Origin of the sequence: Pseudonocardia halophobica, assembly GCF_050948485.1 — a bacterium.
Taxonomy (GTDB): domain Bacteria; phylum Actinomycetota; class Actinomycetes; order Mycobacteriales; family Pseudonocardiaceae; genus Pseudonocardia; species Pseudonocardia halophobica.
Genome location: NZ_CP192046.1, coordinates 3,019,118 through 3,037,293, shown reverse-complemented (window position 1 = coordinate 3,037,293; position 18,176 = coordinate 3,019,118). Strand labels below are relative to the sequence as shown.

18 protein-coding genes and 1 pseudogene are annotated in these 18,176 nt (G+C 74.4%); 8 read left to right on the top strand and 11 right to left on the bottom strand.

Annotated features, from left to right (window positions below; translation table 11 throughout):
• Nucleotides 1–63: 63 nt before the first annotated feature.
• The 3 genes from ACQP04_RS14635 (at nucleotide 64) to ACQP04_RS14625 (ending at nucleotide 2,102) form a co-directional block, all read left to right on the top strand.
• Nucleotides 64–912, top strand: a complete 849-nt coding sequence (locus tag ACQP04_RS14635) for a sigma-70 family RNA polymerase sigma factor (RefSeq protein WP_433507579.1) — start codon at nucleotides 64–66, stop codon at nucleotides 910–912.
• 85 nt (nucleotides 913–997) lie between these two features.
• On the top strand, nucleotides 998–1,564 hold the full coding sequence (locus ACQP04_RS14630; protein ID WP_433507578.1) for a Dps family protein: 567 nt from the start codon (nucleotides 998–1,000) through the stop codon (nucleotides 1,562–1,564).
• 244 nt (nucleotides 1,565–1,808) lie between these two features.
• Nucleotides 1,809–2,102, top strand: a complete 294-nt coding sequence (locus ACQP04_RS14625; RefSeq protein ID WP_433507577.1) for a WhiB family transcriptional regulator — start codon at nucleotides 1,809–1,811, stop codon at nucleotides 2,100–2,102.
• A gap of 19 nt (nucleotides 2,103–2,121) precedes the next feature.
• On the opposite strand, the gene ACQP04_RS14620 is transcribed toward ACQP04_RS14625, so the two are convergent.
• Both ACQP04_RS14620 and ACQP04_RS14615 read right to left on the bottom strand, forming a co-directional pair.
• Nucleotides 2,122–2,616: a MerR family transcriptional regulator gene (locus tag ACQP04_RS14620; protein WP_433507576.1), complete on the bottom strand. Its 495-nt coding sequence runs from the start codon at nucleotides 2,614–2,616 to the stop codon at nucleotides 2,122–2,124.
• A 140-nt stretch (nucleotides 2,617–2,756) separates the two neighbouring features.
• Nucleotides 2,757–4,154, bottom strand: coding sequence for an NAD(P)/FAD-dependent oxidoreductase (locus tag ACQP04_RS14615; RefSeq protein WP_433507575.1), 1,398 nt, complete (start codon nucleotides 4,152–4,154; stop codon nucleotides 2,757–2,759).
• Nucleotides 4,155–4,327: 173 nt separating this feature from the next.
• Here ACQP04_RS14615 and ACQP04_RS14610 point away from each other — a divergent pair, with 173 nt between their 5' ends.
• Together ACQP04_RS14610 and ACQP04_RS14605 are read left to right on the top strand one after the other, a co-directional pair.
• Nucleotides 4,328–4,984: a TetR/AcrR family transcriptional regulator gene (locus ACQP04_RS14610; protein WP_433507574.1), complete on the top strand. Its 657-nt coding sequence runs from the start codon at nucleotides 4,328–4,330 to the stop codon at nucleotides 4,982–4,984.
• The gene (locus ACQP04_RS14605; protein WP_433507573.1) at nucleotides 4,981–6,513 is read left to right on the top strand and encodes an MFS transporter; all 1,533 of its coding nucleotides are present in this window, start codon (nucleotides 4,981–4,983) and stop codon (nucleotides 6,511–6,513) included. The genes ACQP04_RS14610 and ACQP04_RS14605 overlap by 4 nt, the downstream gene beginning before the upstream one ends.
• Nucleotides 6,514–6,602: 89 nt before the next feature.
• On the opposite strand, the gene ACQP04_RS14600 is transcribed toward ACQP04_RS14605, so the two are convergent.
• Genes ACQP04_RS14600 through ACQP04_RS14590 form a run of 3 tightly spaced genes read right to left on the bottom strand, consistent with a single transcriptional unit; the run spans nucleotide 6,603 to nucleotide 11,429 of the window.
• On the bottom strand, nucleotides 6,603–7,940 hold the full coding sequence (locus tag ACQP04_RS14600; protein WP_433507572.1) for a phenylacetate--CoA ligase family protein: 1,338 nt from the start codon (nucleotides 7,938–7,940) through the stop codon (nucleotides 6,603–6,605).
• A gap of 9 nt (nucleotides 7,941–7,949) precedes the next feature.
• A complete protein-coding gene (locus ACQP04_RS14595) occupies nucleotides 7,950–9,467 on the bottom strand; it encodes a class I adenylate-forming enzyme family protein (protein WP_433507571.1) in 1,518 nt (505 codons plus the stop codon).
• A 3-nt stretch (nucleotides 9,468–9,470) separates the two neighbouring features.
• The gene (locus ACQP04_RS14590) at nucleotides 9,471–11,429 is read right to left on the bottom strand and encodes an SDR family oxidoreductase (RefSeq protein ID WP_433507570.1); all 1,959 of its coding nucleotides are present in this window, start codon (nucleotides 11,427–11,429) and stop codon (nucleotides 9,471–9,473) included.
• A gap of 210 nt (nucleotides 11,430–11,639) precedes the next feature.
• On the opposite strand from ACQP04_RS14590, the gene ACQP04_RS14585 reads away from it, so the two are divergent.
• The 3 genes from ACQP04_RS14585 to ACQP04_RS14575 are packed head-to-tail and all read left to right on the top strand — an operon-like array spanning nucleotide 11,640 to nucleotide 14,304.
• On the top strand, nucleotides 11,640–11,996 hold the full coding sequence (locus ACQP04_RS14585; RefSeq protein WP_433507569.1) for a Zn-ribbon domain-containing OB-fold protein: 357 nt from the start codon (nucleotides 11,640–11,642) through the stop codon (nucleotides 11,994–11,996).
• Nucleotides 11,993–13,105, top strand: a complete 1,113-nt coding sequence (locus tag ACQP04_RS14580; protein ID WP_433507568.1) for a thiolase family protein — start codon at nucleotides 11,993–11,995, stop codon at nucleotides 13,103–13,105. The genes ACQP04_RS14585 and ACQP04_RS14580 overlap by 4 nt, the downstream gene beginning before the upstream one ends.
• On the top strand, nucleotides 13,102–14,304 hold the full coding sequence (locus ACQP04_RS14575; RefSeq protein WP_433507567.1) for a cytochrome P450: 1,203 nt from the start codon (nucleotides 13,102–13,104) through the stop codon (nucleotides 14,302–14,304). The genes ACQP04_RS14580 and ACQP04_RS14575 overlap by 4 nt, the downstream gene beginning before the upstream one ends.
• On the opposite strand, the pseudogene ACQP04_RS14570 reads toward ACQP04_RS14575, so the two are convergent.
• From ACQP04_RS14570 to ACQP04_RS14545, 6 genes and pseudogenes are all read right to left on the bottom strand, one after another.
• Nucleotides 14,294–15,387: pseudogene (locus tag ACQP04_RS14570) on the bottom strand (RNA polymerase sigma factor). The gene ACQP04_RS14575 and the pseudogene ACQP04_RS14570 sit on opposite strands and share 11 nt — an antisense overlap.
• A gap of 92 nt (nucleotides 15,388–15,479) precedes the next feature.
• Entirely contained in the window at nucleotides 15,480–15,830 is a 351-nt protein-coding gene (locus tag ACQP04_RS14565) for a YciI family protein (protein WP_433507566.1), read from the bottom strand.
• A 69-nt stretch (nucleotides 15,831–15,899) separates the two neighbouring features.
• A complete protein-coding gene (locus ACQP04_RS14560) occupies nucleotides 15,900–16,655 on the bottom strand; it encodes an SDR family NAD(P)-dependent oxidoreductase (protein WP_433507565.1) in 756 nt (251 codons plus the stop codon).
• Nucleotides 16,652–17,287, bottom strand: coding sequence for a TetR/AcrR family transcriptional regulator (locus ACQP04_RS14555; protein WP_433507564.1), 636 nt, complete (start codon nucleotides 17,285–17,287; stop codon nucleotides 16,652–16,654). The genes ACQP04_RS14560 and ACQP04_RS14555 overlap by 4 nt, the downstream gene beginning before the upstream one ends.
• A 44-nt stretch (nucleotides 17,288–17,331) precedes the next feature.
• Nucleotides 17,332–17,781, bottom strand: a complete 450-nt coding sequence (locus tag ACQP04_RS14550) for a deazaflavin-dependent nitroreductase (RefSeq protein ID WP_433507563.1) — start codon at nucleotides 17,779–17,781, stop codon at nucleotides 17,332–17,334.
• 11 nt (nucleotides 17,782–17,792) lie between these two features.
• Nucleotides 17,793–18,122, bottom strand: coding sequence for a hypothetical protein (locus tag ACQP04_RS14545; RefSeq protein WP_433507562.1), 330 nt, complete (start codon nucleotides 18,120–18,122; stop codon nucleotides 17,793–17,795).
• Nucleotides 18,123–18,176 lie beyond the last annotated feature (54 nt).

The window sequence follows — 18,176 nt, the reverse complement described above, 5'->3', positions numbered from 1 at the left end:
CGACATGAACAACGTGTGGCGCGATTCGCGCCCCGCGGTCGGACCCGGACGGACGGAGCGGACATGACGGCCGTGGCGCCCCCGGCGGGAGCAACCCGGACCGAGACCCGAACGGACACCCGGACGGATTCCGGGGCGGGCACCCGCCCCGGCAGCCGGCACTCCGCGCAGCTCCCGCGCCTGCGCACCCTGCACGCCATGGCGGCGGACGACCCGCGCCGGACCGCGCTGCGCAACTCGATCGCGGAGGCCTACCTGCCCATCGCCGAGCGGATGGCCCGCGGGCAGGCCGGCGCCTCCCCGGCGGCCTACGACGACCTGCTCCAGGTCGCGCGGCTCGCCCTGCTCACCGCCGTCGACCGGTGGGACCCCGAACGCGGCGACGGCACGGACTTCGTCGGCTACCTCGTCCCCTGCATCCGCGGCGAGTTCCTGCACCACGTCCGCGACCGGACCTGGGCCGTCCGGGTGCCGCGCCGGGTCAAGGAGATGGCCACCCGGGTCAACCGCGAGACCTCCGCCCTCCACCAGCGCCTGGGCCGGTCGCCGCGGCCCAGCGAGATCGCCGAGGCCCTCGGCGTCGACCGCGAGGTCGTGCTGGAGGTCCTGCTCGCCCAGGGCTACCAGGCCGCCGACTCGCTCGACGAGCGGCGCGGCCCCGGCGAGCCCGACGACGCCCGGCTCGGCGACCTCGACGCCGCCCTCGACCGCGCAGAGGACCGCGCCACGCTGCGCCCGCTGCTCGCGGCCCTGCCCGAACGCGAGCGGACCATCGTCGGCCTGCGGTTCGTCGACCAGCTGACCCAGTCGGAGATCGCGCGCCGGGTCGGGATCTCGCAGATGCACGTCTCGCGGCTGCTCGCCCGCAGCCTCGCGACCCTGCGGGCCCACGCCGCACGGGACCACGTGTGACACCACGATGGACACCACGTTTGACGAGCGCGTTGCGGACCTATCCCACCGGAGACCCCTGAACCGGGACGACAGGAAGGACACCATGACCAGCACCGAGTCCCGTCAGCAGATCCACTACACCGTCCCCGGCATGAAGACCGACCAGGCCGCCGAGGTCGTCACCCTCCTGCAGGACCGCCTGAACGCCCTCAACGACCTGGCGCTGACGCTCAAGCACGTGCACTGGAACGTGGTCGGGCCGAACTTCATCGCGGTGCACACCATGCTCGACCCGCAGGTGGAGGGCGTCCGCGGGATGGTCGACGACGTCGCCGAGCGGATCGCCACCCTCGGCGGCTCGCCCTGCGGGACCCCGGGCGCCCTGGTCGCGCAGCGCAGCTGGGACGACTACTCGATCGGCCGCAGCGACGCGATCGCCCACCTCGGCGCCCTCGACCTCGTCTACGCCGGCGTGATCGAGGACCACCGCACCGCGATCGAGAAGACCGAGGAGCCGGACCCGGTCACCCAGGACATGCTCATCGCCCAGGCCGGCGAGCTCGAGCAGTACCAGTGGTTCGTCCGCGCCCACCTGGAGAACGCCGACGGCACCCTGCGCTCGGCGAGCGCGGACACCGAGGTCGACGCGGCGAAGGCCGCCGGCAGCTGACCCGCGCCGGACGGGCGGCCCGGCCGAGCCGCTCGTCCGGCGGACGGCCCCCGCGCGGTTGGTCTTCGAGCGCCCCGCTACCGGCTCCTCCCAGGCTGGTGAGCGATGTACGACACAGCCGAATCCCGGCGCGCCCCGCGTCGCCGGGACGCCCACGGGACCCCTCCCTGGTGCCGTTCCCCCGAGCGTCGGCGGCGTGCCGGCGCTCCTGATCGTGCGCCCGGCGGCACCGGGAGGTGGCGCCGTGGCTGACACGCGCCGTCTCCCCCTGCCCGTGGTCGAGACGTGGGACTGGCAGAAGGTCGCGGCGTGCCGCGGCATGGACAGCGAGGTCTTCTTCCACCCGGAACGCGAACGCGGCCCGGCCCGGGCCCGCCGCGAGACCCGGGCGAAGGAGATCTGCCGCGGCTGCCCGGTGCCCGACGAGTGCCGCCGCCACGCGCTCATCGTCGACGAGCCCTACGGCGTGTGGGGCGGGCTCTCCGAGCACGAGCGGCTGGCGATCACCCGGCCGCAACGCCGCCGACCGCGCACCTGACGCGCCTGACGCACGGGCGTCAGGGCGCCCCCGGGTCCGCCTTCAGCCTGCTGGTGAGGTCCTCGATCTCGCCGCGGGCGTCGTCGAGCTGCGCCCGCGCGCGGGCCAGCTCGTCGGCGCGGTCCCGCAGGTCCGAGCGGGCGGTGTCGAGCGCCTCGGCCGCGCGGTCCCGGGCGTCGTCCGCCTCGCGGCGGGCGCTCTCGGCCTCGCGGCGGGCGTCGTCCGCCTGCTCGCGGGCCCGGTCGCTGACGACCAGCCGGTCCTCGAGGTCGGCGATGGTCTGCGCGGAGGCGAGGGTGTGGCCGTCGTCGAGCAGCTCGCGCAGCCGGCCGGCGAGCGTGAGCTGACGCCGCGAGTACCGGCGGTGCCCGCCGTCGGTGCGGTGCGGGTGCAGCACCCCGGCGGTGTCCAGGCTGCGCAGGAACGCGGGCTGAACCCCGAGGAGCTCGGCCGCCTGCCCCATGGACACGGACGGGTAGTCCTCGTCGTCGAGCCTGCTCAGCTGGTTGGCCACGACCTCCCGCGTCCCTCCTCGCGCTCGCTCGCCCGGTCACGAACACACGTCGTGCATCGAAGAAACTTGTAGCAGCCGCTGTAGGTTCAGGCAAGAGAACCGGAGGAATCCGGGCCGGGAGTGCGCCGGCACCGTCCCCTTCAGGCCGCCAGCAGCTCGAGGAGCCGGGCGCGGTCCGGGCCGGGCGGGGCCGGCGGGACGTCGTCGGCGTGCCGCTCGACGGCGGCGCGCACGGCCGGGCGGGCGAACACCTCCTGCGGCTGGGCGGTGCAGAGCACGATCTCCAGCACGCCGCGGAAGGCGTCGGGATCGACGGCGGCCGCGGCCAGCAGGGAGCGGGTCGCCGGGTCCGGCGCCGGCGGCTCCGTCCCCTCGCGCGCGGCGGTCATCTCGGCGATCCGGATCCGGTCCGCGGCGACCTGGTTCCGTACGAAGGGCGCGACCACCGCCTCGGTCCGCTGGTGGAAGTCGCGGGCCAGCGCCGCGGGGTCGCCGAGGTTCGCGTGCACGGTGTGCCGCAGGAGCTGCGCGTGCACCACGCCTACCGACAGCCCCCGGCCCGCCGACGGGTTGGTGCAGGCCCAGGCGTCGCCGACCGGGACGAACCCGGTCACCACCGGCCGCCCGTCCACGACATAGCGGCGGTGCGAGTCCAGGATCCCGGCCATGGGGCGGACCCCGCCGAGCGGCGTCCCGTCGAGCCAGTGCGCCTGCAACGGGCAGTCCGCGACCAGCCGGTCGAAGACCCGCGGCTCGCGCAGCGCGCGCAGGGCGTGGTCCGCGCTCGCCCCGAACACGGTCACCGACCAGGTGTCGTTGTCGCTGCGCAACGTCAGCAGGGAGATGCTGCCCATCGGCATGATCGCCCGGCCGCGCAGCTGCGGCGGGGAGTCGCCGTGGAAGAAGCGGGTGTAGTAGACGAAGCCGCGGTCCTCGGACTCCTGGCGCAGCGGCCGCGCCCCGATCGCCTCCAGCCACGTCGCCGCCCGCGTCCGCCGGCCCGTCGCGTCCACGACGAGGTCGGCGGGCAGGGTCTCCCCGCCGGTCGTGACCACGCCGGTGACGTGCGGGACCCCGTCGAGGGCCGACGCCCCGGTCGCCACTGCCGCGACCTTCGTGCCGCGCCGCACCTCCACCCCCGGCTCACGGTCGGCGAGCTCGGCGAAGACCGCTTCGACCACCGGCCGCCGCCCCGTGACGAAGCGCAGGTCCCCGTCGCCGGGTCGCGGGGTCCGGTCACGCAACGTGGGCGGGGCCGCGGCCAGGTAGTCGACCCACACGCAGCCGGCCTTCTCCAGCAGCCCGGCCACCTCGGGCAGCTCGTCGTCGCACACCTGCCGGAAGCGGGCGAACAGGTTGTGCGGCTGGCGGAACTGCGCCACCCCGGCCCGCTTCCAGCTGCCCCACGCCTCCTCGGCCGTCGCCGGCGCCCGCTCGGTGTCGCCCTCCAGCACCGTGACGGCGTGCCCGTCCCGGGCCAGCATCACCGCGGCGGCCAGCCCGATCACCCCGCCACCGCACACCACGATCGACCCCACGGCGTCACCGTCCCGCTCCGGCCCGTCATTCCGGGCGAATCACCTGTTCCGGGAGGGGAGCAGTCCGATCTCGGGGCTGATACGGCCTTTCGGTCCGTCCCTCCCTGCAGGGGATGAAAACCTGCACTTGAGCAAAGTTGCACGCTCTGCAAGATCGTGCGTAGCGTGGGGGCGTGAGCACCGCGGGGCCCGGGCGGCGGGAGCGGAAGAAGCAGCAGACGCGGGCGGCGTTGTCCGCGGCGGCGCTGCGGCTGGCGGCGGAGCGCGGGGTCGACCACGTGAGCGTGGAGGACATCGCCGAGGCCGCGGACGTCTCGGTCCGGACCTTCTTCAACTACTTCTCCCGCAAGGAGGAGGCCGTGCTCGGCCGCGACCCCGAGCACGCCGAGCGGGTCCGGGAGCGGCTGCGGACCGCCCCGCCGGACCTGCCGCCGCTGGCCACCCTGCGGTACGCCTTCGCCGGGCTCGTCGAGCAACTCGAGTCCGAGCGGGAGTCGTTCGGCCGGCTCGCGACCGTGCTGGCCGGCTCGCCCCGGCTGCTCGGCGAGCTGGTCGCGATCGGCGCGGAGGACGAGCGCCGGCTCGCCGACCTCCTCGCCGAGCTGCGCGGGATCTCCTATCCGCACGCCCTGCTCGTCGTCTCGGCGACCGGCATCGCGCTGCGCATCGCCGTCGAGGAGTGGGGCCTGCTGCCGCCCGACTCCCCGCACCCTCCGCTGCGCGAGCTCGCCGACCGCGCGCTCGACCGCCTCGCCGCCGGCCTGGACAGCGTGGACCAGCCCGGCGCCGCTCCGCCCGACACCGACCCGACCCCGAAGGCCGCCGAATGAGCACGCTCTCCACGCCACCGACCGCCGCGGCGCCGCACGCCTCCCGCGGGCGCACCCTGCAGGCCCTGTCCGGCCTGATGATGGGGATGTTCGTCGCCGTCCTCGCCGGCACCGTCGTCTCCACCGCGCTGCCCCGGATCATCACCGACCTCGGCGCGAGCCAGTCCGTGTACACCTGGGTGGTCACCGCCGAGCTGCTGGCGATGACCGCCACCGTCCCGCTCTGGGGCAAGCTCGCCGACCTCTACGACAACAAGCTGCTCGTGCAGCTCTCGCTCGCGTTCTTCGTGGTGGGCTCGCTGGTCGCCGGGCTCACCCCGAACGTCGAGATCCTGCTGGTCAGCCGGGTGGTCCAGGGCATCGGCGCCGGCGGCCTCACCGCGCTGGTGCAGATCGTGCTCGCCGCGATCATCCCGCCGCGCGAGCTCGGCCGGTACTCCGGCCTGCTCGGCGCGGTGTTCGCCGTCGCCACCGTCGGCGGCCCGCTGCTCGGCGGGCTCCTGGTCGACTCCCCGCTCGGCTGGCGGACCTGCTTCCTGATCGGCGTGCCGGTCAGCCTCGCCGCGATCGTGCTGCTGCAGCGGACGCTCACCCTCGAGTCCGTGCGCCGCGAGGTCCGGATCGACTGGCTCGGCGCCTTCCTGATCACCGCGGGGGTCGGTGTCGTGCTGATCTGGTCCTCGCTCGCCGGCTCGACGTTCGCCTGGAACTCCGGCTGGACCTACGGGCTGCTCGGCGGCGCGCTGGTCGCCCTCGCCGCCGCGATCGTCGTCGAGACGCGGCACCCCGAGCCGGTCGTCCCGCTCGGCATCTTCCGCAACCGCACGGTCGCGCTCGCCACCCTGGCCAGCCTGTTCGTCGGCATCGCGCTGTTCGGCAGCGCGGTCTTCCTGGCCCAGTACTTCCAGATCGCGCAGGGCTACTCCCCCACCGCCGCCGGCCTGATGAGCCTGCCGATGGTCGCGGGCACCCTGGTCTCCTCCACCGTCGCCGGCGTGCTGATCACCCGCTTCGGCCGGTGGAAGGTGTTCCTGGTGACGGGCGCGGTGCTCATGCCGACCGGCACCGGCCTGCTGGCCACGATCGACGCGCACAGCGGCGTCCTGCACGTCGGGTCCGGGATGCTGGTGCTCGGCGTCGGGGTCGGCCTGCTCATGCAGAACCTCGTGCTCGCCGCACAGAACGACACCCCGGCCCGCAGCATCGGCGCCGCCACCTCGGTGCTGAACTTCTTCCGCAGCATGGGCGGCACGATCGGGGTCAGCGCGCTCGGCGCCGTGCTCGCGAACCTGGTCGGCTCGGCGCTCGGCGGCGGGGCCTCCGCCGGCGGCCACGGCGCGCTCCCCGACCTGGGCGCGCTCCCCGGCCCGGCCCTCGCCGCCGTCCGGACCGCCTACGGCGACGCCACCGCCACCCTCTTCCTGATCGCCACCCCGATCGCGCTGCTCGCGCTGGTCGCGGTGCTGTTCATCAAGGAGAAGCCGCTGCTCACCACCACCTCCGCGCAGCGGCGGGCCGGGGAGGGCTGAGGACTCGAGTGGGACGTGAGGGCTGTTCGGCACCACGAACACCCTGTCGAGGGCGCGTCCGCGTGCGAGGCTCCGTCATCTCCGGGCCCTCAACGCTCGTCCACCACCCGCCGGGCCTTGAAGGTGGTCTCCGGCAGGGTGCCGGGAGCCAGGATCGTCGCGGGGACACGGATCCCGAGCACCCGCTTGAGCGCCTCCTCGGCGGGTGCGCGCAGGGCGGGGTCGCCCTCTGCCTCGACCGTCATCTCGTCGAGGGCGCCCTCCTTGCGGACCCGGATGCGGAACTCCGGGCCGAGCCCGGGCACGGAGCGGAGGGCGGTCTCGACGGCGCTGGGGAAGACGTTGGCGCCCCGGATCACCAACATGTCGTCGAGCCGCCCGAGCACGCCCTCCGGCATCCGGGGGTAGGTCCGGCCGCAGGGGCAGGGATCGGTGGCGAGGTAGGTCTCGTCGCCGGGCGCGAAGCGGATCATGGGCTGCGAGTCGCGCCAGAGGTGCGTGTAGACGACGGCCCCGCGCTCGCCGACCGGGACCGGCGCGTTGAGGTCCGCCGGCGCGACGACCTCGGTGAACACCTCGTCGGTGTAGAGGTGCGTGCCGGTCCCCGCCTCGCACCCCACGCTCGTCTGGAAGGGGTACATCTCCGAGGTGGAGCCGGCGTCGGCCACCGTGGCGCCCCAGCCGTCGGCGATGATCCGGGCGGTCCCGGGCAGCGAGCCGCCGGGCTCCCCGCCCACCAGCAGGTGCCGGATCGTCGACTCCCGCAGGTCGATCCCCATCTGCTCGGCGACGGAGAGCAGGTGGATGCAGTAGGACGGCGTCGCGCTGAACACCGTGGAGCCGAGCCGGCTGATCAGCTCCAGGTGCTTCTGCGACTCGGTGATGCCCAGCGGGAACAGGGTCGCGCCGATCCGCTCGGCGCCCTGCACCACCCCCCAGCCGCCGAAGAACAGGCCGAACGGGAACCCGACCTGCACGATGTCGTCCGGCCGCACGCCCGCGCACCACTGCGCCATCGCGTGCACCTCGCCGGCGCGTTCCCAGTCCGCCTTCGACACCGCGTACATGGTCGGGACGCCGGAGGTCCCGGACGATCCGTGGATCCGCGCGATCCCGCCGGGCGGCAGGTCCCGGGCGTAGCTGCCGAACGGCGGGTGCGCGGCCTGGTCCGCGACGAGCATCTTCTTGGTGATCACCGGGACCTTCGTGGTGAAGTCCTCCAGTGACCGGACCTGGTCGGGGTGGAAGCCGTGCGCGTCGTAGTGGCGGCGGTAGAAGGGCAGCTCGGCGTAGGCGTGGCGGAGCTGGTGCTGGACCCGGTCGAGGATCAGCGCGTCCCGCTTGGCCGGGTCGAGGGTCTCGCGCTCCTCGTCCCAGAACCGCGGGAACCCGCGGGCGTCGGTCCGTACGGAACGGGGGCCGGTCATGGACACTCCTCAGCCGATGGCCCGGTCCCGGCCCGCCCAGTGCGGCGCGCGCAGGACCTTCTTGTCGATCTTCCCGAACGGGGTCTCCGGCAGGTCGGCGACGACCTCGACGGACTTGGGCCGGGCGTAGGCGGCCAGCTCGCCGCGCGACCAGGCGACCAGCTCGTCGGCATCGAAGCCGGCCCGCGGGACGACGACGGCGTGCACCGCCTCGCCCCAGTCCTCGTGCGGCACCCCGATCACCGCCACCCGCGCGACGGCCGGGTGCCGGGCGAGCGCGTCCTCGACCTCCCGGCAGTAGACGTTCATGCCCCCGGAGATGACCATGTCGCTGGTGCGGTCCCGCAGGTGCAGGTAGCCCGCCGCGTCGAGGAACCCGACGTCACCGGTGCGGATCCAGCCGCCGGGCAGGAACTTCGCCGCGGTGGCCGCCGGGTCGTCCAGGTAGGACTCCAGGGTGTAGGGCGAGCGCAGGCAGATCTCGCCGGTCTCCCCCACGGGCAGCGGGGTGCCGTCCTCGGCGACGACCTGCACGTCCGCCATGATCGACGCCCGCCCGCAGGAGCCGAGCAGCTCCGGCCGGGCGGGGTCGTGGTCGGACTTCGCCAGCCGGGTGCCCCAGTTCGGGCACTCGGTCTGGCCGTAGAGCTGCACGAACACCGGGCCGAACGCGTCGAGGGCCTGGGCCAGCCGGGAGGGCGCGATCGGGGCGGCGCCGTAGACGACCGTCCGGAGCTCCAGGTCCCCGGCGGAGCCGACGGTCGACGCAGTGGCCAGGTCCAGCAGCCGGTAGATCATCGTGGGCACGAGGAAGGTCCACGCGATGCCGCGGGTCCGGAGCAGCTCCAGGGTGCGGGCGGCGTCGAACCCCGGCTCGATCACGCTCGTCGCGCCCCGGATCAGTGCCGACTGCGCGAACAGGCCCGCCGCGTGGGCGAGCGGCGTGGACAGCAGCAGCCGGTCGGACTGGGCGATCTCCGCCTCGACGATCTGCGCGTAGTGCACCGCGACGGCGGACGCCTGGGTGTGCACGACCCCCTTCGGCAGCCCGGTGGTGCCGCCGGTGAAGTAGATCGCGGCCCGGTCCCCCGGCCCGACGCCCGGCCGCTCGGGAGGGGCCGCGGCCTGCGGACCGGCCAGGGGCTCGCCGGGCGGGTCGCCGCCGTCGTCGGACACCCAAAGGTCGGCCCGGCCGCCGAGGCTGGTCGCCCCGATCACCGCGCGGGCCTGCGACGCCCGCAGGATGTGCGCGACCGTGGCCTCGGGCAGCAGCGGGTTGACCGGGACCTTCACGGCCCCGAGCCGCGCCACCGCCACGTCCGCCACCACGAACTCGACGCCGTTGGTCATGTGCAGCGCGACGGCGTCGCCCGCCCCGACACCGCGGCCGCGCAGCTGGGCGGCCACCGCGGCGGACCAGCGGTCGAGGTCGGCGAAGCTCCAGCTCCGCTCCCCCACCTCGACCGCGGTCCGCTCCCGGTAGCGCGCGAACGCGGCCTCGAACTCGTCCCCGAGATTCCGGCGCACCGCTCAGGTCGGCCTCTCGACCAGGCCCTGCGCGAACGCGACGTCCCAGTACGAGTGCAGTCCGCGGACGTGCTGGCCGCCGTCGACCGGGATGAAGTGCCCCGTGATCCGCTGCGCCGCAGGCGACATCAGGAACAACGCCACGTCGGCGATGTCCGACGGCTCCTGGTTGCGCTTGTCGGCGACCAGGGTCCGGTCGGTGAACTCCTGCCCGATCTGTCCCACGGAGAAGCCCTCGCCGAGCGGGGTGTTCACCAGGCCCGGGCCGATCGCGTTGACCCGCACGTTCCGCCGCCCGAGCTCCCCTGCGCAGACCTCGGTGAAGCTCTTGACCCCGGCCTTCGCCGCGCAGTAGCTCCCCATCCCGTCCGTGGCGGCGACCGCGTTGAGCGAGGAGATGTTGACGATCGAGCGGGGCGCCCCGTCGTCGGGCAGCCGCCGCGCGAACTCACGGGTGCACAGGAAGGTGCCCTTGAGCAGCGTGTCGACGATGAGGTCCCAGTCCTCCTCCGTCGTGTCCTCGACGAGCGCGACCGTCGCGGTGCCGGCGTTGTTGACCAGGTGGTCGACCGTGCCGAACCGCTCGACGGCGAGCGCGAACGCCGCCTCGACGTCCGCGGCCACGCACACCGAGCCCTCGTGCCAGGCGATCCGGTCCCCGCCCCCGAGCTCCTCGGCGGCGGCCTTGATGTTCGCGGGCTCGATCTCCAGGACGACGACGTTGCCGCCCTTCTCCAGCACCGCGGCCGCGATGCCCTTGCCGATCCCGCTGCCGCCGCCCGTGACGACCACGGTGCGGCCGGCGAGCTCCGGGACGGGCGAGGACAGCCCCGCGGAGGTCGACCCGGCCATCAGGCCAGCCCGAGCGCGACGTTCGCCAGCTTCTGGCGCCGGGCCAGCCGCTCCCGCTTCGTGAAGTGCGGCATGACGTACCGGGCGAACATCTCCAGCGACCGGTTCCACTTGTCCGTGGTCACCCAGTCCCGGACGTTGATCAGCAGCGTGCCGAAGCCGCCGACCTCCTCCTCCAGCTCCGTGATCTGCCGGACACAGTCCTCGGGGCTGCCGATGATCCACGGGATGTTTCTCGACCATCCAGTCGAGCGTGAGGTCGGCGTCCGTCATGCCGTCGCCGATCTTCATCAGCGCGCCCAGGCCGAGGCCGAAGAGGTAGTCGTAGGAGAGCTTCACGCCCTCGCGGATGTCGCGGAGCGCCTGGTCCTTGTCGTCGGTGACGTAGACCTCGCGCACGATCCGCCAGTTGTCCCTGGTCACGGCCGGGTCGATGCCCGCCGACGCCCCCGCCTGGAGCATCGCGGCGCCCATGGCCTTGAGGTCCGGGGCGTCGGTGTAGGTGCCGTTGTCCGTGGGCGCGAAGTGCACCGAGAGCGGCTTCCAGCCCTTCTCGCCGCACTTGGCGTAGTTGTGCACGCCGGTGAGGCCGGCGATCGCGAACGGCGGGACGTCCTGGTACGGCCCGACCTGCAGCTGGCGGTTCTCGTACTTCCAGTACACGCCCTCGTAGGTGACCGGGTCCTCCGAGGTCAGCAGCTGCCAGATGATCTCCAACGCCTCGTTCGTCCGCGGCGAGGCCTCGGAGGGCTCCAGGCCGAACAGCGCCTTGTCCGTGGGCAGGCCGCCGCCGCCGAATCCGTACTCCAGCCTGCCGTGCGTGAGGTGGTCGAGGAACGCCATCCGCTCGGCGACCATGAACGGGTCCTGGTACGGCAGGTTGATCACGCCGGTGCCGAGCCGGATCCGGTGCGTGACCGCCGACGCCTTCGCGATCATGTACTCCGGCACCGGCACGTTCTCGTAGCCGCCGGTGTGGTGCTCGCCGATCCAGTACTCGTCGAACCCCAGCCGCTCCGCCTCCACGATGCCCGCGATGTCGCGGTCGTAGGACAACGTCCAGTTCTCGCGCGGCGGGTGCTCGGGCATGGTGAAGAAGCCGAACTTCATCGGTCGGGTCCTCTCGGGTCCGGTCGCGGACCGGGCGTAGCAGGCACGACGACGCCCGGAACACGACATCAAGGACGAACACAGGTTTGCTGATCGCAGGCGAAATCACTGTGTCGCGGGCCACGATCCCTGTCAAGAGCGGTCACCCGAGCCGTGTCGGGCACCCCCACAACCGTTGATAGCCGAACCGAGGTTTGGTTTCATGACCGCGTGACCACCCCCGACCCGCGTCCTCTGGTCGCCGCCGGAGCCGAGGGCGGCGGCCTGGTCGATGGCCGCCGCTGCACGGCGTGCGCCGAGGTCGTCGCCTTCGCCTGGCCCGCCTGCCCGGCGTGCGGCGGCCCCGTCGAGCCCGCCCGGTTCGGGCCCGAGGGCACCGTGTGGAGCGCGACCGTCGTGCGCGTCCCGGTGCCCGGCCGGACCCCGCCGTACGGGCTGGCCTACGTCGATCTCGACGACGGGCCGCGCGTCCTCGCCCACACCGGCGGGCCGGTCTCGATCGGCGCCCGGGTGCGCCTCGTCCCCGGCGGGGACGACGGCGACGTGCGGGTGGAGGTCGTCGGATGAGGGTCGGGATCGAGGGAGTCGGCACCTCCCACTTCGGCCGGCAGCCCGGCGTCGACCTGGTCGACCTCGCCTTCGCGGCCGTCGACGAGGCGTTCCGCGCGGCCGGCGGGCCCCGGTCCGTCGACGCGGTGTGGGTCGGCGCGGTCTTCGGCCCCGCCGGAGTGGCACAGCGGGTGCTGCGCGCGATGGGCCTGACGGGGATGCCGGTGCTGACCGTCGAGAACGCCTGCGCCAGTGGCACCACCGCCTTCGCGGAGGCCTGCGAGGCCGTCCGGTCCGGGCGGTACGGGCGGGTGCTCGCCCTCGGGATCGAGCGCATGGGCGACGGCGCGATCACGCCCGAGCCGACCGACCCGGAGGGCCGCTCCGGCCTGGCCCTGCCCGCGCTCTACGCGATGGCCGCCGCCCGCTGGCTGCACGAGGGCCGCGTGACGCCCGAGCAGCTCGCCGCCGTGTCGGTGAAGAACCACGCGCACGCCATGCACAACCCGCGCGCCCAGTACGCCGGCCGCTACACGGTCGAGGAGGTGCTGGCGTCCCGCATGATCGCCGACCCGCTCACGCTCCTGCAGTGCTGCCCGACCTCCGACGGCGCGGCCGCGGCGATCGTCGGGCCCGCGGCGCCCGGTCAGGTCACCGTGCGGTCGGTCGTGCTGCGCTCCGGCGCGCCCTGGAACCACCGGTCCCCGCACGTCTGGGGGCACGACGTCGTGCGGGACACGGCGGCGGCGGCCTTCGCGGCCGCGGGCGTCGGTCCCGGGGACGTCGACGTCGCCGAGGTGCACGACGCCTTCACCATCGGCGAGATCGTCACCACCGAGGCGCTGGGGCTCGCGGGCCCCGGGGAGGGCGGGAAGGCGGCCGCCGCCGGTCGCACCGCCCTCGGCGGGGAGCAGCCCGTCAACCCCTCCGGCGGGCTGCTCTCCCGCGGTCATCCGCTCGGCGCGACGGGACTCGCCCAGCTCGCCGAGATCGTCTGGCAGCTGCGCGGCGAGGCCGGCGCCCGGCAGGTCGACGGGGCCCGGATCGGGCTGGTGGAGACGATGGGCGGCGGGGTGTCGGTGCTCGACGGCAACGCCTGCGTCGTCGCCGTCCTGGAGGCCCCGTGACCGTGCTGGGACCGGGCACGCAGGCCGACCTCCTCTCCCCCGAGGCCGTCGCGGACCCGTACCCGCTGCTCGCCGAGCTGCGCGAGCACGACCCCGTGCACTGGAGCGAGCGCTACCGGTCCTGGTTCGTCACCCGGTACGCCGACGTCGACGCCGCGCTGCGCGATCCCCGCTTCTCCTCCGACCGGATCTCGCCCTACCGGCGCGCCCGGCTCGACGGCCCGGACGCCGACCCCGGTGTGCGGGCGGCGTTCGGGGTCCTCGAGGACTGGATGGTGTTCAAGGACCCGCCGGACCACACCCGGCTGCGGAAGCTGCTGAGCCGGGCGTTCACGCCGCGGGCGGTCGAGCGGATGCGCCCGCGGATCGCGGAGATCGCGGACGGGCTCCTCGACGACCTGGGGCCGGAGGCGGACCTGATCGGCGAGTTCGCCTATCCCCTGACCTCGTCCGTGGTGGCCGAGCTGCTCGGGGTGCCGCGCGAGGACCGGTCGCGGTTCAAGGACTGGTCGGACCGGATCACCGGCCTGGTGTTCGGCGGGATGGGCGACCCGGACCGGCACGCGGACGGCGCGGACGGGATGGCGGAGCTGACCGCGTACCTCGGCGCCCTGGTGGAGCAGCACGAGCGCGACCCCGCGGACGATCTGCTCACGGCCCTGATCCGGGCGCGGGACGCGGGCGACGCGCTGTCCCACGACGAGGTCGTCGCGACCGGGGTGCTGCTGCTCTTCGCGGGGCACGAGACCACCACGAACCTCATCGGCAACGGGATCCTCGCGCTGCTCCGGCACCCGTCGGAGGCGCCCGACGCCCCCGGGAGCGTGGAGGAGCTGCTGCGCTGGGACGGCCCGGCGAAGACGATCGCGCGGCTGATGGCCACGGACGTCGAACTGGGTGGGCGGACCCTGCGGACGGGCGAGCGGGTGTTCCTCTGCCCGGCCGCCGCCAACCGCGACCCGGCGGTGTTCCCGGACCCGGACCGGCTGGACGTCTCACGCAAGCCCGGCCGGCAGCTCGGCTTCGGGATCGGGCTGCACTACTGCCTCGGCGCACCCCTGGCGCGGCTCGAGGCGTCCATCGCGATCCCCGCTGCGCTGCACCGCTTCCCCCAGCTCCGCCTGACGGGGGACCCGCTGTCCTGGCACCCGGTCCTGCTCTCCCGCGGCCTCCTGCGCCTCCCGGTCGTCACGACCTGACGGTGCCGACCTCGCGGCGGCGCCGGTGGAGCAGGGCGCGCTCCACCGGGTTCGTGGTGAGGGCCAGGGCGTCGTCGTAGGCCGCGGCGGCCTCCGCACCGCGACCCAGCCGGGTCAGGAGGTCGGCGCGGGTAGCCGGGAGGTAGCGGTAGTCCCCGAGGTCCAGGGCGTCGATCTCGTGCAGTAGGGCCTGCAGGTCGGCACCCGGGAGCCGGCTCCGTGCGGCGGCCCGGTTGAGCGCCACGACCGGGCTCGGCCAGGTGCGCAGGAGCGCGTCGTAGGTGGTCACGACCTGCGCCCAGTCCGTCTCCGCCCAGCTCGGCGCCACGGCGTGCAGCCCGGCGACGGCACCCTGGAGCGCGAATTGCCCCTGTGGGCCCTCCCGCAACGCTCCCGTCACGAGCCGGAGTCCGGACCGGATCAGGTCGCGGTCCCACCGCGCGCGGTCCTGGTCCGCGAGCAGCACCGCCTCCCCCGCCGCGTCCGTGCGGCGGGGCCGCGGGCCTCGGTGAGGAGGATCAGCCCGAGCAGTGCCCGCGGCTCGGGCTCGGCGGGCAGCAGCCGGACGAGCATCCGGGCCAGTCCCGACGCCCGGGCGGTCAGGTCCGCGTCGGTCAGTCCCGTCCCCGGGCCGACGTGCCCGGCGGTGTGCAGCAGGTGCACGACCGTCAGGACGACGTCCAGCCGGCCGGCCAGCTCGTCGTCCGGCGGCACGCGGTACGGGATGCGGGCGGCGGCGATCTTGCGCTTGGCCCGCGTGATCCGCCGCGCCACGCCCGCCTCGCCGGTGAGCAGCACGTCCGCGATCGTCCGGACCTCCACCCCGCACACCAGCCGGAGCGTCAGCGCGACCTGCGACTCGCGGGCCAGCGCCGGGTGGCAGCAGGTGAACACGAGCCGGAGCGGGTCGGTCGGTCCGGGCCCCGGGTCCGGGTCCTCCGGCACGACGAGCAGCGGGAGCTTGCGGCGCAGGGTCGCCTCCCGCCGCAGCCGGTCCAGGGCGATCCGGTGCGCCGTCGTCGTCAGCCAGGCGGCGAGGTTGTCCGGCCGGGCCCGCAGCGCGCGCTCGACGGCGTCCTGCACGCAGTCCTCGGCGAGGTCGAGGTCCCGGGTCAACCGGGCGGTGGAGGCGACGACCAGCGGCCACGCGTCCCGGTACGCCGCCTCCACCAGGATCACTCGGGAAGGTCCATGATCGGCCGGACCTCGACGTTGCCGGCCGGGCACAGCGCCGCGAGCCGCAACGCGACGTCCAGGTCCGGGGCGTCCAGGACGTAGAAGCCGCCGAGCGCCTCCTTGGTGTCCGCGAACGGCCCGTCCGTCACCAGCGGCTCGCCGGAACCCTTGCGGACCGTGCTCGCCGTCGACGAGCGTTCGAGGGCCTCGCCGCCGAGCACCGTCGCGCCCGCGGCCAGCACGGCCTCCATGAACTCCTCGTGGAGCCGCATCTCGTCCGCGACGGACTGCCCGTCCGCGGTGTCGTACCAGTCCTCGGCGTCGTACAGGAGGAACACGTAGCGGGCCATCGGGGGATCCTCCCGGAATCGGTCGTTTCGGTCATCCCCTCGACGAACGAGACGGCGCCGATCGGACACTCACCTCATGGACCAGCCGCCGTCGACGGTGAGGGTGGAGCCGGTGATGTAGGAGCCCGCGTCGGAGGCGAGGAGCAGGAGGGGGCCGTCGAGCTCCTCGGGGCGGCCGATCCGGCCGAGCGCGGCGGACTCCGCGAGCTGCGCCGCCCGGTGCTCGCGCTCCAGCAGTGGTCCGGTCATCTCCGAGGCGAACCACCCGGGGGCGAGGGTGTTCACCCGGATCCCGTGCCGCGCCCACTGCGCGGCGAGGTCCCGGGTCATTCCCGCGATCCCGGCCTTCGACGCCGAGTACGCGGCCTCCGGGAGCGGCCCGGTGGTGCTGCCCAGCGCCGACCCGATGTTGACGATCGACCCGCCCTCGCCCTGCGCGATCAGCGCGCGGCCCACGTGCACCGCCATCTGGTAGGCGCCGAGGAGGTTGACCGCGAACAGCTCCGCCGCCCGCGCCGGGTCGTCCTTCTCCGACCGGGCGGCGTAGCCGATGCCTGCGTTGTTGACCAGGACGTCGATCCGGCCCAGCTCCTCGACGGCGGCCGCGACGAGGGCGGCGCAGTGGGCGTCGTCCGAGACGTCCGTGGGGACCGCCGCGCACCGCCGTCCGGCCCCCTCGACGGCCTCCCGGGCCCGGGCCAGCCCCTCCACGCGCCGGGCACCCAAGGCGACGTCCGCGCCGGCCTCGGCCAGGACCCGGGCGAACCGCAGCCCCAGCCCGGACGAGGCACCGGTGACGACCGCGACCCGGCCGTCGAGCCTCACCGGGACTCCGGGCGGGGCTCCGGGAGGGACCGGGCGATCCCGCGCATCCCGCCCCCGGACACCAGCCCGCCCAACGCGAACGCGAACAGCTGGTCGGCGAGCTCCCGGTCCTCCTCCGGTCCTCGCGGCACGAACCAGTGCTGCATCCAGTCCAGCATCCCGACGACCGCACGCGCGACCGTCCGCGGGCTCCCGGCCAGCGAGAACTCCCCCGTCCGGGCGCCCTCGGCGACGAGCGCCTCGATCGCGGCCATGTAGCGCGCGTCCATCTCGCGGAACTCGGCGAACAGCGGCGCCGTCATCCGGCCGATGTGCTGCAGGTACACGAAGGCCGCCGGATAGAAGTCGCCGAAGATCCGCACCTGCATCCGGATCAGCTCGCGCAGCCGCACCGCGACGGTCTGCCCGGTGTCGGCCTGCAGGCGTTCGAGGTCGACGAGCAGCTGCTTGGCGGGCTGCTCGACGACCGCGAGGAGCAGCTCCTCCTTGCTGGCGACGTAGTTGTAGATGCTGCCCTTGAGGATCCCGACCCGGGCGCCGATGCCCTCGAGGGTCGCGTTCTCGTAGCCGCGGTCGCGGAACTCCTCACCGGCGGCGGCGAGGATCTCCGACCAGCGACTGGGGCGGGGCACCCGCGCAGCCTAACGCCGTCGGCGATCACGGGGCCCCGCCTCGGTCACGCGGGTTCGAGGCGGAACGCGGCGCAGCGCCCTGCCAGCGCGGCGAAGGTGTCGGGCTCGAGGTCGGGCACGACCCCGGCGTCGCGCATGATCTTCGCGCCCTGCGGGATGCGGACCGGCCAGGCGCGCAGGACCGGGACGGCCTCGTCCGCGGAGAGCTCGACGAGCCGGACCCGCTCCTCCCGCCGCCCGACGGCGAGCGTCCCGACCCCGGCCGCCCGCGCGTTCGCCGCCCAGTCCGCCCCGGGGAAGCCGGCGAGCAGGTACCGGCCGCCCTCGAGCTCCAGCACCGACACCGGCGTGTGCCGGAGCTTGCCGGTGCGCCGGCCGGGCAGGACGAGCACGGGCAGCTCGCGGGTCCAGCCCAGCCCGAACCGGCGCGCCACCAGCAGGACCGCATTCACGGGCCTGAGCCAGCGCGGCGGGGCGATCTTCTTCTCGCGCATGCCGACCGCGATCAGCCGCGCTCCTCCTGCCGCCGCGCGAGCGGGGCGCCCGCCAGGTCCTCCTCGTTGCACAGCAGCTTGACCTCGTAGTAGGGCGCCCCGGCGCGGTCGTCGTAGTCGAGATGGATCGCGATGACGTCGAGCGGCTCGCCGAGCCACTCCTGCGCCCCGCGCAGCCACTCCGCGGACCGGGCCAGTGCCGACGGGAGATCGTCGTCGCGGAACACCACCGGCCGGAAGGGCACCTCCTGGATCTCGTCCTGTTCCCCGCCGTGGGGCCGGGGCAGGTCGCCGGAGAGGCCGGCGTCGTCGAGCTGTAGTTCGACCAACTTGTCGCTCACGCCCCGAGCCTGATGGTTCGGGCGGGGCGCGGCAAGTGCCACGGCCGGGTGTGC

Coding starts and splice junctions, on each gene's coding strand:
- ACQP04_RS14635 (WP_433507579.1), top strand. CDS start 64: ATGACGGCCGTGGCGCCCCCGGCGGGAGCAACCCGGACCGAGACCCGA.
- ACQP04_RS14630 (WP_433507578.1), top strand. CDS start 998: ATGACCAGCACCGAGTCCCGTCAGCAGATCCACTACACCGTCCCCGGC.
- ACQP04_RS14605 (WP_433507573.1), top strand. CDS start 4,981: ATGAGCACGCTCTCCACGCCACCGACCGCCGCGGCGCCGCACGCCTCC.
- ACQP04_RS14600 (WP_433507572.1), bottom strand. CDS start 7,940: ATGACCGGCCCCCGTTCCGTACGGACCGACGCCCGCGGGTTCCCGCGG.
- ACQP04_RS14590 (WP_433507570.1), bottom strand. CDS start 11,429: ATGAAGTTCGGCTTCTTCACCATGCCCGAGCACCCGCCGCGCGAGAAC.
- ACQP04_RS14580 (WP_433507568.1), top strand. CDS start 11,993: ATGAGGGTCGGGATCGAGGGAGTCGGCACCTCCCACTTCGGCCGGCAG.
- ACQP04_RS14565 (WP_433507566.1), bottom strand. CDS start 15,830: ATGGCCCGCTACGTGTTCCTCCTGTACGACGCCGAGGACTGGTACGAC.
- ACQP04_RS14550 (WP_433507563.1), bottom strand. CDS start 17,781: ATGCGCGAGAAGAAGATCGCCCCGCCGCGCTGGCTCAGGCCCGTGAAT.